This window comes from Candidatus Schekmanbacteria bacterium (genome assembly GCA_016219965.1).
Taxonomy (GTDB): domain Bacteria; phylum Schekmanbacteria; class GWA2-38-11; order GWA2-38-11; family J061; genus JACRJM01.
Genome location: JACRJM010000007.1, coordinates 46,747 through 59,682, shown reverse-complemented (window position 1 = coordinate 59,682; position 12,936 = coordinate 46,747). Strand labels below are relative to the sequence as shown.

The window sequence follows — 12,936 nt, the reverse complement described above, 5'->3', positions numbered from 1 at the left end:
TTATTCTTCTTCAACCTTCAGAAACTTGGTGTTATTGAGAGATAACTTTCTTGTCCCATAGTTTACAAAGCTTACTTCTATGACAGTATCATTTTCCTTGCAGTGGATTTTCAATATCCGTCCTCTGCCGAATTTGTCATGGGTTACGAACATTCCGACTTTAAGATCGCAATGAGTTTCCATGTGTAGGAATTAATATCATCAACCGGAAAAATGCAAATCTATTTTTTGATGTCCTAAGAGAATATCATTGCAGAATTTAAAGTCTTGTCTTCTATGCTGCAGTTTTTGGTTTTGAATCGGCAGTTGATGTTGTTGAAGTTGACGTGGTCGAAGTGACCGAGGGTTTTATAGTAGAGCTTTTTGATGTTGTTCCTTCTGATGCCATGCCTTTTTTGCGCGATTCTGAGGGATAATCTGTTACATACCAGCCTGAACCTTTAAGTATGAATCCTGAATGGGATATTAAGCGCTGAACTTTTTCAGATGAGCATTTTGGGCATTTGCTCCCATTATTGTCTGTAATGTTTTTAAATACTTCAAATTTATTCTGGCAATCATTGCATTCGTATTCGTAAATCGGCATACCCTTAAGCCTCCTTCTTATTTCATATAAATGTAAGCCAGTGGAGAAAATCCTTATTCTTTCCTTTTGCAGCTTTAAAGAATTCCTCCTGAAGCTGTTTTGTCACCGGACCGGTCTTACCGATCCCTATAGGTCTTTTATCTATTTCCCTGATAGGTGTCAACTCGGCGGCAGTTCCTGTAAAGAATGCTTCGTCTGCTATATAGACCATATCCCTTGTAAGAGATGCTTCTTCAACCACATATTTCTTATAGCGGGCTATCTGGATGGCGCTGTCCCGAGTGATTCCGTCAAGTACGGTAAGCACCGGAGGCGTCATTAACTTTCCGTTTTTTATTATAAAAAGGTTTTCCCCTGAGCCTTCAGCAACCCGTCCCTCGGTGTCAAGAAGCAATGCCTCGTCATATCCGTTTTCAATGGCTTCCATCTTGGCAAGCTGAGAATTGGCATAGAAACCACATATCTTTGCCTTTGTCATGGCAGCGTTGATATAATGTCTTGAGAATGATGAGATTTTAACACTTATACCGTTTGACAATCCCTCTGCCCCAAGATATGCGCCCCATGGATAAACCGATATAGCGCTGTTTACAGGGTTGTTCTTTGGATATAGACCGATCTCGCCGTAGCCATAATAGATGATTGGTTTTATATAGCATTCTTTGAGTTTATTGACTTTTATGGTTTTGATAAGCGCTTTTCTTAGTTCATCTTTTGAGAAGTTGGGCTTTATGGACGCTATCTTTGCAGAGTTGTAAAGTCTGTCGAGATGCTCTTCGAGTCGGAATATAGCAGGACCTTTTGCTGTGTTATAGCACCTTATTCCTTCAAAAACGCCGAGTCCATAGTTGAATGTATTGGTGAGGATATGGATTTTAGCATCATCCCAGTCAACTAATTTCCCATCCATCCATATTTTATCAGACTTTTCCATACTCCCTCAAAGCGCCAAAGGTTAATGTTATATAATTTTTCCTGGGAAAAACCGGTTTTCAGATTGTGGTCTTATATTTCAGCATCTTTCTGTTTTCCGCAGAACTCTGAAACTAAATAAAAAAGAGATAAATGTCAAATAGATTATTGCTTTTTTACATTCTGAAACTATCCTTAACTATCCTTTGCAGAGAGTGCAGAGAAAGAAAGGATTTGATGTTGATATGTGTTAATAAAATATAATATAGTAAAGCAAAAGCAGACGTTTTGGTAAATAAGAGCATTGAAAAAACAATATATTAGCTTACTTTTCGGAGACAATATGAAGAGATTATTTAGTAAATTATTCCTGGCTGTTTTTTTTGTGTTTGGGGGCATCTTAAGCTTTTTCATGCCGGTTTCTTTATCTTACGGTGATGTGCCAATAACCGGGACGATAACTATATCAAACTTTGATTGCATCCCTTCTGATGTTTATAATGGAGAGAGCAGCCTGCCTGTTGCAACAGTGCCATTTACCATTGAGGTAGGGATTAAAAGTCTGCTTGATAACAAATCTGAAGGAAGATACGGAATTTTCCTGTCCGCTGAACAACCAACAAATATTTATGGATATATAGAGCCGGCAAATGATTGTACTGATTGCACATTAGATTACGGTGGGTATTTTTCTACCGTGTCACAAGCGGGTGGTTATGATTGGACGGTATCTTCAACTTCCAACGATATTAATGATTTTTCATTGATTTTAAAAGTCTATCCTGAGGTTAACTATAACGCCGGCTCTTCGCAATATTGCCCTATATGTAATTCTCTTCCCGCAAATATAAAATACAGAATATATGATATGCTGAATTCATACGATGAAGAATTTTTGCTGTCAAAGGGGCTGGAAAAAGATGTGAATTTTTATTCAGTAAGTTTGGACAAAGACATAGTTCGTTATAAGTTTTCCGGAAAAAAAGGGGACAAGGTTACCGTAAAGGCATCAATAACCAATCCGGAAAACTATTCAGGACAGATATATTATAATCCTAGAATCTCTCTTGGGAAAATCAATTACAAAGACAACGGCACTGTAGAAATAATTTCTGACTCCTATGCGGGATATGAAGACTTTGCAATGTCTTTAGGCAGTAACGGTGATTATTATCTTACGATTCAAAACCCACTAGTCACTAATTACAGCAATGAAAACCCTTCGGCATGTGTGCCGCTGATAGATTTGATACCGGTGCATATATCAGTCACGGCAGAGACGAAAACCGGATTGGTGGTCAATTCCACAGGTGATAGTTCTGATACTGATGTAACAGATGGCGCTTGCAACACAGGCAAGACAACTGCCGGTGGTGATCCGGAATGTACTCTTCGTGCGGCAATGGAGGAAGCAAATGCCCGAGTTGGAGAGGATACAATTACTTTCTTTATAAGCGGAGGAACTACTTCTAAAGCAAGTTCTATCGCACCTGTTATTCGTCCGAAAAAGAAACTTCCTGTACTTAAAGAGGCAGAGACAATAGATGCTACCATGCAACCCGGCGGTAAAGTGGAACTGGACGGCATAAATGCAGGGATCGCCACCGGTGTAAGTTTTTCCGGGATAGATGGAGCAGTAAAAGGAATGATAATAAAAAACTTTTCCGGTGACGGCATATATAGTGCAGGTGAAATAACTGTTGAAGATGTGGAGATACTTGATAACAATGGTTTTGGTATCAATGCAGTGAATACAATAGATATTTTCACGAGTGCCAAGATCAACCATAACGAAGATGGAGGCATTTTCACGCAACATGGGAGCATCCTTGCAGCCTCAATCCAGTCTCTTGAGGTAGTGAAGAACGGTGGCGCAGGTATTTGGTCCAAAAATAAGGGGAGTGTTGTTACTCTTGAGAATGTGAAGATTAACAAGAACAAAGGGAATGGGATTACTATGGATGGTGCCCTCACAATTTATGGAACGGCAAATCAGGTCAGCAATAATGGCGGGACAGGAATTTCCAATATAGGTGCAGTCACTGATGGGCGTGGAATAGAGATTTACGGAATTGAGATGCTTAACAACAAAGGCAGAGGAATCTATTCAACAGCTTCGGTTGTCATCAACAAACAAGCTAAAATCAACGAGAACAAAAAGGAGGGTATCTGGTGCGGTAGCAGTGTTCTTGCCGGAGGCGTTGATTTTCTTGAGGTCATTGGGAATAAAGGTATAGGTATTAAGGTTCAGTCTAAAGGCAGTGTTGTTACTTTGGAGAATGCCAAGGTAAATAAGAACAAAGGAAATGGTATCACGATGGATGGCAGCCTCACAATCTACGGTATATCGAATGAAATAAGCTCCAATAGAGGAACAGGAATTTCCAATATCGGCGCAGTTACTGATGGACGTGGTATTGAGATTGACGGCATTGAGATGCTTAATAACAAAGGACGGGGAATCTATACGACGGCATCGGTTGTTATTAACAAGCAGGCTAAAATCAATAATAACAAAAAAGAAGGTATCTGGTGTGAAAGCAGTGTTCTTGCAGGCAGCGTTGACTCTCTTGAGGTTAGTAGAAATGGGAGACATGGTATTACTGTGACAGGCGAAGGTGAGGTAGCTGTGCTCGCAAACATCCAGATTAACAAGAATCAGGGGAAGGGATTAAAAATCTCAGGCGACCTTACAGCAAATCAGGGAGATGTGTGCGGCAATGATAGCGGAGATATTGAGGCCGGCGGCGCACTCAACCTGACAGGTGTAGTTTACGGTAAAGATTGCAAAGCCGCTGCCACCGCTTCTCCATAGATAAAAAAAAATAATACAATTACCTCTTCCTGTACCCGTATGTGATGAGCCTTGAGGAGTTGCCGACGACTAATATGGAACCGATGTTGTGGACTATGGCTCCGCCTATAGGACCTAGATATCCTGTGGAGGCAAAGAACAGCGCTCCCGCATTTATTATCACAGACATCAACAAGCTTTGTTTTATGATCTGAATCGTTTTCTTTCCAAGGGCAATCCCTTCAGGGATTTTTGAAATATCATCGGAGATTAGGGCGATATCAGCCGACTCTATGGCTATGTCCGTTCCGCCTCCTCCCATTGCAATGCCCACATCAGCAAGGGCAAGGGCAGGGGCATCATTTATCCCGTCTCCCACCATTGCAACTTTTTCACCAGAATTCTTCATCCTAGTTATATGGATGACCTTGTCTTCGGGGAGAAGTTCAGCTTCTATCCTGTCAAAGTCTATTCCCTCTGTAGCCTTTGTTGCAGATTCCTTTCTGTCACCTGTAAGCATGACTATGTTTTTTGCCCCAAGTTTTCTGAGATCACTGATAGTTTCTCCAACTTCTTCCCTTATCCTGTCTGACACTGCCACAATGCCTGCAATCTTTCCATTAAGCCCTACTATTATTGAAGTGTTCCCGTTCCGGGAATGACCGTCTATGAAAATATGGCAATCCTCAGGGATATGGATTCCCTCATCCGTGAATATTTTCTTATTCCCTAAGATTATCTTGTCCCCGCCTATCTCTGCCTTGATTCCTCTGCCCACAATGGTTTCACTATTGTCCGGTGCCGGTATTGTAAGCCCCATTTCCTGAGCTTTTTCAAGAATGGCATGCGCAAGGGAATGGATTGACCTTTTCTCAGCCATTGCGGCGAGTTCTATTACAGCTTTGTCGCTAAAACCTTCGAGAGGGAGAATCTCCTCTACCATAGGTTTTCCGAATGTTAGAGTGCCTGTCTTATCAAATACGAATGACGTGATACGTCCCATTGTTTCTAAGACAGCCCCACCTTTAATCAGTATCCCTTTCCGGGCAGCGTTGCCTATACCGGCAACTACCGCTGTTGGTGTGGCGATTACTAAAGCACATGGGCATGCAACAACGAGTACGGATACAGAGCGGATTATCTCGCCTGTAAAAAAATAAACAGCGCCGCTGAAAATCAGAATTGCCGGGGTGAACCAGCTTGAAAAACGGTCTGCTATTCTTTCTATGGGAGGCTTTTCAGCCTGAGCCTTTTTTACCATTTCCACTATCTTTGAAAGAGTTGTTTCCCTGCCGACCCTTGTTGCTCTTATTATAAGTACGCCGTTCCTGTTTATTGTTCCGCCAAAAACGCTATCCCCTTCCTCTTTTGTTACTGGAAGAGGCTCGCCAGTAATAGTCGCCTCTTCGATTTCTGCTTTTCCTGTCTCGATGTAACCATCAACAGGTATCTTTTCCCCGGGCTTTACAAGGACACGGTCGTTCTTCATAACATCTTCTATGTCAACCCTTTCTTCCATTCCGTATCTTATGACTGTCGCAGATTGGGGAGTGATGGCAATTAACTTCCTTATTGCCTCGCCGGTCTTTGCAATGGTCAGGTCTTCAAGGAGCTCTCCAACATTCATCATAAGGACTACGATGGCGCCTGCCATGTATTCTCCGACCCATATTGAGGCTGTGAGCGCGCAGGTGACTAAGAACTCGGCGTTAAGTCTTACGTCCACAAATATTGCCCGAATCGAATTTTTTACTATTGGCAAACCGCTTAAAACACATGCTGAAAGGGAAAGGTAAATGCCGAGCCTTGTTTTATCCCCGCCTGAAAAGAAAGAAGAAAGAATAAGAATTATGGAGACAACAGGAGAAAAAAAAGTCTCAACCTTTTCTATATTGAATGTTGACAGATGATGATCGTGCTCACCAACTGATGCGGCGACACTTCCCGGTAGTATAGATTCTCTGCTTATATCATGCATGTTTTAGTCCTTTTCTCCCCATGAGAAATCAAGGTTAAGGAAACTTCCCAGAAATAAGAGAAGAGCCGCTAAGGCTGCGATGAAAAATCTTTCATTTGCAAGAAGCAAAATCAGCAACAGGGCTGCCGGCAATTCAGGGGTCAGCTTTTTCTTCATCAGACCCTGAAGCAATGCGTTTTTTACAAGAGGGAAAAGCCCTGTTACGGTTACTATTATCAATAGTCCATCTTTTAGAGTGTCGCTCATGGCAAACTGCTGGCTTGCCGCTAAAAGTGCACACATGAAAATCAGTGCAAACCAGTCTCTCAACGGATTGTTGAAAATCTTGTGTATTACACTTTCTCCTTCAGGGCTATGCGCATGGGTGTGATCATGCTTTATCCTGTGGGAATGGCCATGGACATGCACATAGGCGCGGTCTACGAATGAGCCGTGATCATGGCCATGTGTGTGGTCGTCATGAGAATGGCCTTCAAGGTCATCTTCGTCGTGGTCGTGTTCATGCCCGTAATGTTCGTCATTGTCTTCATCATGTTCATCATGGTCGTGGCGGTGCCCGTGAGCTTTGTCATGGTCATGCTCGTCGTGCTTGTGTTCATCGTGTTCGTGATGATCATGTTCATTGTCTTTGTCATGTTCATGGTGATTATCTTCATCATGCTGGTGAGAATGCTTTGTTTCGTGCTCGTTGTGCCTATGTTCATGTTTGCCGTGTGTATGATTTTTTTCTTCATCATGATCATCATGGCTGTGCCCGTGAGATGATGTATGGGATTCGCCACCCTGTGGTTTGCTGCGTCCCTTTTTCTTTTCCGCTGAAATCTTTTCGAAGAATTTATCACGGTTAATGTCGTGCATTGGAATCGCTCCTTAAAAAACTGATTTATTGTACTTAGGATGCAGGTGCTGTGTCAGCCTTTTGTTTACTTTTTCCTTTTTTCTTTTCTTTGGCTGCGTTATCTTCCATCTGTTTTGCATAGTCAAGAACCTGCTGGAACTTCCCTGTAGCAAGGGCTGCATCCTCGAATGGCGTTCTCCTCATCCTGAAGCCTAAAGTCAATTCGCTTGCAAGCCTTACATCTTCTTCCACCACTTCATGTCTTCCATCATATGCTGCTTTGGTCTTTGCACCCCTTGCGATAATAATATCAGGACGATGGCCGTCGACATCAAGCTCAATGCACATGCGGGCGATTATTCGTAGGAAATATTCTGATATTTTAACATTGTTAATCATGTCCCTTGCCCTGATTATCTTTTCAGTAATTTCCCTGCTCTGTGCTTCAAAGCGTGACTTGAAAAGGATTGGATCTTTTTCAAACTCCCTTATCCTTTTTGCTATCTGCACCCTTGAGTTAAGGTCTGACATCCCTTTTACTTCCACATGGAAGGCGAGTCTGTCGTGAAGCTGCGGCCGTAACTCTCCTTCTTCCGGATTCATTGTGCCTACAAGAATGAAGTGTGCGGGATGAGAGACAGACACACCTTCTCTTTCAATCACGTTTACCCCCATGGCAGCAGAATCAAGAAGTACATCCATAATATGGTCATCAAGGAGATTGATGTTGTCTATGTAAAGTATCCCACGGTTTGCATCTGCGAGGATTCCTGTTTCAAGGGCTTTTATTCCTTCCTTTATTGCTGTTTCAAGGTTGAGCGTTCCTACGACCCTGTCCTCGGTTGCTCCCACAGGAAGCTCCGCTATGTGCATCTTCTGTTTTACATGGGGAAGTTTTTTCTTTTTGTCGTATTCGTCACGGCAGGAGGAACACATCTTTCCCGGTTCAAAGGGATTACAGCGGAACTTGCACCCGTCAACTACATCTATTCCGGGGAGTATCTCTGCCAGTCCTCTTACTGCGGTAGTCTTTGCGGTCCCTCTTTCTCCCCTTATGAGCACTCCTCCTATCTGCGGATTGATTGCATTGAGGATTAATGCCATCTTCATCTTTTCCTGTCCAACTATTGCTGCAAAGGGAAAGTTAGTCCTTCCGGTTGTAAAGGCACTGCTTTCTGTTTTGGTCTGTTTTTGTTTTTTTGCCATTTCACATCATCCTTTATCTTAAAGAGACTGTTGGTTGTCTTTCCACCTGGTCGAATGCCATCTTCTTTTCCATCGTAATAAGTGAGCCAAGACTCTGGTAGTCGAGCTGGTCTATTCGGTAGTATTTTGCTCCCAATGCTTCAGCGATATCCTTTGCAAATCCGTAGGAGAAATTCAGGAACCTCATTTTCTTTGTCACTTCAGTGTCAATCATTACTGTGTATATGTCTTCAGAGGCGATCATCTCTGATAACTTTTTTATCTCCTCCATCGGGTCTGCATCCGCTACTATGGATATGTTCGCTCTTCCGTCTGTGAGAAGAACGAGGAGCGGTACAATTGTGTCATCCTTTTTCTTCTCAGTTTTTATAAGGTTTAATGCCTTCATCATCCCCAGCGCGAGAGGGGTTTTCCCTCCTGTGGGGAGGTCAGTGAGGAGTTTCCTTGCAAGCTCGACCCCGTTAGTCGGCGGAAGTATTACCTGCGCGTCATTTCCTCTGAATGCAACCATTGCTACCTTGTCCCTGCTCTGGTAAGCATCCATGAGGAGCGAGAATACTGCTCCCTTTGCGCATTCCATCCTGTCAAGTGCTCCCATTGTCCCGCTTGCATCAACAAGAAGAACGATAAGGGATGAAACCTTGCTCTGGCGTATCTTTCTCCTGATGTCATCTTTTTTTATTAACAGGGCATGTTTGGATGGTTCCTTTTCCCTTCTGCTTCTCTGGTGAGGTGCAGCAGCGCGGACTGTCGCATCAAAGGCTATGTCAATGATGTCATCCTGGGGGATGCTGTGTTTAATGTATCTTCCCTTTCTTCCGGACGAAATAGACTTTATTCTTTTTCCTGAGCCTGAACGCATTTTGCGGTCAGCCTTTTTCTTTGTCATCTGCTTGGGTATTTCAACAGGGGTCCCGATCCGGTGTATCTGCCCTTCAATTTTTTCTTCCTGTTCGTCAGTTGATTCAAGCTCTGCGTCACTATCAGAGGGAGGCATGAATTCTTCCATCTCTTGTGAGAGCTCGTCAACAAGCTGGTCTATCAACTCATCAGTTGAAGATTCTTCACCATAAGGAAGGGAACGGATACGGCAGGGGAGTATAAGCTCGCCTGCTTTCTTCACGTCCTCCTGCGTCATTTCCTTTCGTCCTTCGTAAGCTGCTATGGTAGAAGCCGTCTTAAGAATCATCACATCAGGTCTGTGGCCTTCAACGTCAAGCTCTCTGCACATTTTACATACAAGCATCATTGTCCTGTCCGGGATATCTATCTCTTTCAGTAAATCCTGTGAATCTACAATTTTCTTTTTAAGATCGCTGCTTTTGACTGAATATTTTTTCCTGAAAGCATCTGGGGTACTCTCGAACTGGTTGCGGAGCTGTGTCACTGAAACACGGTCATCTATTGAGTCAAGGGCTTTAACCTCAACATGCAGAGCGATCCGGTCTAAGAGCTGGTGCCTCAACTCCCCTTCCTCTGGATTCATGGTGCCCACGAGAATAAATCTTGATGGATGGGAAAATGATATCCCCTCCCTTTCAACTGTGTTAACTCCGGAAGCTGCTACATCAAGCAGAACATCTATCACATGATCGTCGAGCAGGTTTATCTCGTCAACGTAGAGTATTCCCTGGTTTGCATCTGCAAGTATACCGGGTTCAAGAACTTTTTTGCCGAATTTTACCGCCTGCTCTATGTCGAGGGAGCCTACGAGCCTGTCCTCAGTAGAGCCCAGTGGAAGGTCAACAACTTTGACCTGCGTTTTTTTTATCCTGAGGCCTTTCCCCTCGAGAACATCTGTACGGCATTTGGGGCATAGCTCAGTGAAGATGTGAGGATTACAGTTAAAGGCGCATCCTTCGACTACATCAATGGATGGCAGTATTTCTGCAAGGGCTCTGACCAGGGTTGATTTCCCGGTCCCTTTCTCACCTCTTATCAGTACCCCGCCTATCTGGGGGTTGATTGCATTCAGGATGAGGGCAAGCTTCATGTTTTCCTGCCCGACCATGGCAGAAAAAGGATAGAGAACTCGGGAGGCTTTAATTTGCTTGTTCATAGCCATATTAGTTTACCTCCAGCCCCTTTTCCTTAGACAGTCTCACCACAACTTCGTCAAGGAATGTTACGTGATGTTCTTCAGATTTGAATGGTACCCGTTTGATACGGAATGTGAGGATGTATTTAACAGCTGTTTTAATGTCTGCAATGGTTACTTTTTTTCTTCCCCTGAAAGCAGCAAGAGTTGTTGCGGCTTTTGCGACCATTGAGTCAGGCCTGTGTCCTTCAACGGAAAGCTCCTGGCATATGCGGCATATAAGTCCAAGCGCTTTTTCTGATATTTCCACGCTGTCGATGAGCTTGCCGGCGTTAATTATTTTTTTACAGAGATTTTCGCTCTCCTTCCTGTATTTATCGTTGAACTTGACCGGGTCCATTTCAAATTCATTCCTGAGCAGGGTTATGTTCACCCTGTCATCTACGTTTTGAAGCCCTTCAACGTTGACGTGTATTGCAATCCTGTCAAGAAGCTGCGGGCGAAGTTCCCCTTCTTCCGGGTTCATTGTTCCTACGAGTATGAATTTTGAAGGATGGGAGAATGATATCCCCTCCCTTTCCACGACATTTACACCTGAGGTTGCAGCATCGAGGAGAACGTCAACAACATGGTCATCAAGGAGGTTTATCTCGTCAACGTAAAGAATACCGCCGTTAACCTCAGCGAGTATCCCGGGCTCGAGTTCTCTCTTTCCTTCCTTTATTGCCTTTTCTATATCAAGGCTTCCAAGCAATCTGTCTTCCGTTACTCCCAGGGGAAGGTCAACAACCTTCATCTTCCTGTGTTCAACCGGAAGCTTTGTCATGTCCCCATCCGCTTTATCTAAGTTTTCCCTGCAATAGGGGCATAGCGATGCTCCGCTGTCGGGAGAACAGTTGAAGGGGCATCCCTTTATAACTGCTACGTCTGGAAGAATCTCGGCAAGTGCTCTTACTGCTGTTGATTTTCCAGTCCCTTTTTCTCCTCTGATAAGCACTCCGCCTATAGAAGGATTAACGGCATTAAGCTCAAGGGCAAGCTTCATTTCCTCCTGTCCCACTATTGAAATAAATGGATAGAGAGTCCTTTTTACTTTTTCCTTTTTTTCACTCATATATCTCTCCAGGCTCTGTTAGATATTAATAGATATTAAACTTTTTTTAATTTCCAGTTGCCCTGCTTAAACCAGATGAGAAAGGCGGCTGACTCTATTATTGCACTGAGCAGGATCGCTCCCCATATTCCCGCAGGGCCGAAACTCATTTTTGTTGCAAGTAAACCTGCCAGAGGAAGTTGCAATATCCATGCTGCTGATCCTGAAATCACAAGAGGGGACATGGCGTCGCCTGCACCATTAAATGCTCCTCCAATAACCATTATTATTGCAACGAAAATGTATGATATCGAAATATAATGCATATATTCAGTACCTGCAGAGATTACATTGGAAGCCCTGTCAAACATTGAAATAATATAAGGAGCAAATACAAAAAATATCACCGCGAACACTGACATAATGAGGCTAAGATGTTTTACTGATATCCATGTGCTTTTTTCGGAGTTTTCCGGTTTCCCTGCGCCAAGGTTTTGTCCTACCAGTGTTGACGTTGCAGCAGAGAGACCCATCCCGGGGAGCATTGCTATCATGTCAAGTCTCATCCCTATGCCATAGGCGGCGATTGCGCTTGTTCCATAGATGGCCACTATTTTCATCATTACCATTCTGGCTGCATCGCGTATCAGTCTTCTTGAAGCTGCAGGTATGGCTATTTTAAATATCCTCCATAGTGCGGAGAGATTTATAGTAAAGTCTTTGGCAACAACCTTAATCCTGTATGATCCGCTAAGAAGCATTATGGTACCGGTGGCTGAAGATATGACCAGTGCTATTATTGATGCGTACGCAGCACCGTTCACGCCAAGTTTGGGGAAAGGACCTATGCCGAATATGAGAAGCGGATCAAAGATAAAGTGAAGTGCTGTTGCCATGAGGGTAAGAAGCATGGATATCCTTGCCTCCCCGGTTGCCCTGAATATAGAGCTTGTTATAAACTGCAGAAAAAGGGCAAATATGCCAAGCAGTGATATCTTGAAATAGCCTACTCCTACCTTTACAAGTTCTTCATTTGCGCCAAGAAAACCGAAAAGGGCTTCTCCTTTGAAATATGCAGGTATACCAATTGCTGCCCCAAGCAGGAAACATAACATTATTGACTGACCGGCTATAAATGCAGCTTCATCATCCTTTCTTTGCCCTACTAATCTGGCGATTATGGCGGTTGTTCCGATAGAGAGTCCATGAGCCGCGGTTGAAAGTGTCATCATGAATATAGTTGCAATTGATACCGATGCTATGGCGGTTGAACCGACCATTCCAACGAATATGAGGTCAGCGATATAGAATACGGTCTGTACTATCTGGCTTATAATCATAGGTGATGCCAGTGACCAGAGATTTTTTGATATATTCCCTTCAGTGAGATCTATTGAAATCTTTCCATGAGGATGACCGTGAGAGTGGCTATGCCCGTGACTTTTGTTCTCTGACTCTCCCTGCTGGTTTTTTGATCCTTGCATTTGTTGT

General features: G+C 43.4%; 10 protein-coding genes. 1 reads left to right on the top strand and 9 read right to left on the bottom strand.

Translation table 11 applies throughout. The features are described from left to right. The 3 genes from HZA77_08775 to HZA77_08765 all read right to left on the bottom strand — a co-directional run bounded on the left by HZA77_08775 (position 1) and on the right by HZA77_08765 (position 1,520). Positions 1–183, bottom strand: a complete 183-nt coding sequence (locus tag HZA77_08775) for a hypothetical protein (protein MBI5375515.1) — start codon at positions 181–183, stop codon at positions 1–3. A gap of 91 nt (positions 184–274) precedes the next feature. Beyond that, on the bottom strand, positions 275–586 hold the full coding sequence (locus HZA77_08770; GenBank protein ID MBI5375514.1) for a zinc ribbon domain-containing protein: 312 nt from the start codon (positions 584–586) through the stop codon (positions 275–277). 22 nt (positions 587–608) lie between these two features. After that, a complete protein-coding gene (locus HZA77_08765; GenBank protein MBI5375513.1) occupies positions 609–1,520 on the bottom strand; it encodes a branched-chain amino acid transaminase in 912 nt (303 codons plus the stop codon). Between the two features lie 321 nt (positions 1,521–1,841). Here HZA77_08765 and HZA77_08760 point away from each other — a divergent pair, with 321 nt between their 5' ends. Next, positions 1,842–4,313, top strand: a complete 2,472-nt coding sequence (locus HZA77_08760) for a right-handed parallel beta-helix repeat-containing protein (protein ID MBI5375512.1) — start codon at positions 1,842–1,844, stop codon at positions 4,311–4,313. Between the two features lie 19 nt (positions 4,314–4,332). Here HZA77_08760 and cadA read toward each other — a convergent pair whose 3' ends face one another. From cadA to HZA77_08730, 6 genes are read right to left on the bottom strand one after another with little or no spacing between them, the layout of a single operon-like run. Further along, on the bottom strand, positions 4,333–6,270 hold the full coding sequence (gene cadA / locus HZA77_08755; protein MBI5375511.1) for a cadmium-translocating P-type ATPase: 1,938 nt from the start codon (positions 6,268–6,270) through the stop codon (positions 4,333–4,335). A 3-nt stretch (positions 6,271–6,273) separates the two neighbouring features. Beyond that, positions 6,274–7,128 (bottom strand): hypothetical protein, encoded by an 855-nt coding sequence (locus tag HZA77_08750; GenBank protein ID MBI5375510.1) that lies wholly within the window; start codon positions 7,126–7,128, stop codon positions 6,274–6,276. Between the two features lie 34 nt (positions 7,129–7,162). Next, a complete protein-coding gene (locus HZA77_08745) occupies positions 7,163–8,314 on the bottom strand; it encodes an ATP-binding protein (protein MBI5375509.1) in 1,152 nt (383 codons plus the stop codon). A 13-nt stretch (positions 8,315–8,327) separates the two neighbouring features. Then, a complete protein-coding gene (gene bchD, locus HZA77_08740) occupies positions 8,328–10,379 on the bottom strand; it encodes a magnesium chelatase ATPase subunit D (protein ID MBI5375508.1) in 2,052 nt (683 codons plus the stop codon). A gap of 1 nt (position 10,380) precedes the next feature. Next, on the bottom strand, positions 10,381–11,466 hold the full coding sequence (locus HZA77_08735; protein ID MBI5375507.1) for an ATP-binding protein: 1,086 nt from the start codon (positions 11,464–11,466) through the stop codon (positions 10,381–10,383). Between the two features lie 35 nt (positions 11,467–11,501). Further along, positions 11,502–12,929 carry an MATE family efflux transporter gene (locus HZA77_08730; GenBank protein ID MBI5375506.1) on the bottom strand — a complete coding sequence of 476 codons (1,428 nt, stop codon included), beginning with the start codon at positions 12,927–12,929 and terminating at the stop codon, positions 11,502–11,504. Positions 12,930–12,936: the final 7 nt, after the last annotated feature.

What these genes read in the sequence shown, in the direction of transcription:
- HZA77_08775 (MBI5375515.1), bottom strand. Translation starts at nt 183, where the DNA reads ATGGAAACTCATTGCGATCTTAAAGTCGGAATGTTCGTAACCCATGAC.
- HZA77_08735 (MBI5375507.1), bottom strand. Translation starts at nt 11,466, where the DNA reads ATGAGTGAAAAAAAGGAAAAAGTAAAAAGGACTCTCTATCCATTTATT.
- HZA77_08745 (MBI5375509.1), bottom strand. Translation starts at nt 8,314, where the DNA reads ATGGCAAAAAAACAAAAACAGACCAAAACAGAAAGCAGTGCCTTTACA.
- cadA (MBI5375511.1), bottom strand. Translation starts at nt 6,270, where the DNA reads ATGCATGATATAAGCAGAGAATCTATACTACCGGGAAGTGTCGCCGCA.
- HZA77_08750 (MBI5375510.1), bottom strand. Translation starts at nt 7,128, where the DNA reads ATGCACGACATTAACCGTGATAAATTCTTCGAAAAGATTTCAGCGGAA.
- HZA77_08730 (MBI5375506.1), bottom strand. Translation starts at nt 12,929, where the DNA reads ATGCAAGGATCAAAAAACCAGCAGGGAGAGTCAGAGAACAAAAGTCAC.
- HZA77_08765 (MBI5375513.1), bottom strand. Translation starts at nt 1,520, where the DNA reads ATGGAAAAGTCTGATAAAATATGGATGGATGGGAAATTAGTTGACTGG.
- HZA77_08760 (MBI5375512.1), top strand. Translation starts at nt 1,842, where the DNA reads ATGAAGAGATTATTTAGTAAATTATTCCTGGCTGTTTTTTTTGTGTTT.
- HZA77_08770 (MBI5375514.1), bottom strand. Translation starts at nt 586, where the DNA reads ATGCCGATTTACGAATACGAATGCAATGATTGCCAGAATAAATTTGAA.
- bchD (MBI5375508.1), bottom strand. Translation starts at nt 10,379, where the DNA reads ATGGCTATGAACAAGCAAATTAAAGCCTCCCGAGTTCTCTATCCTTTT.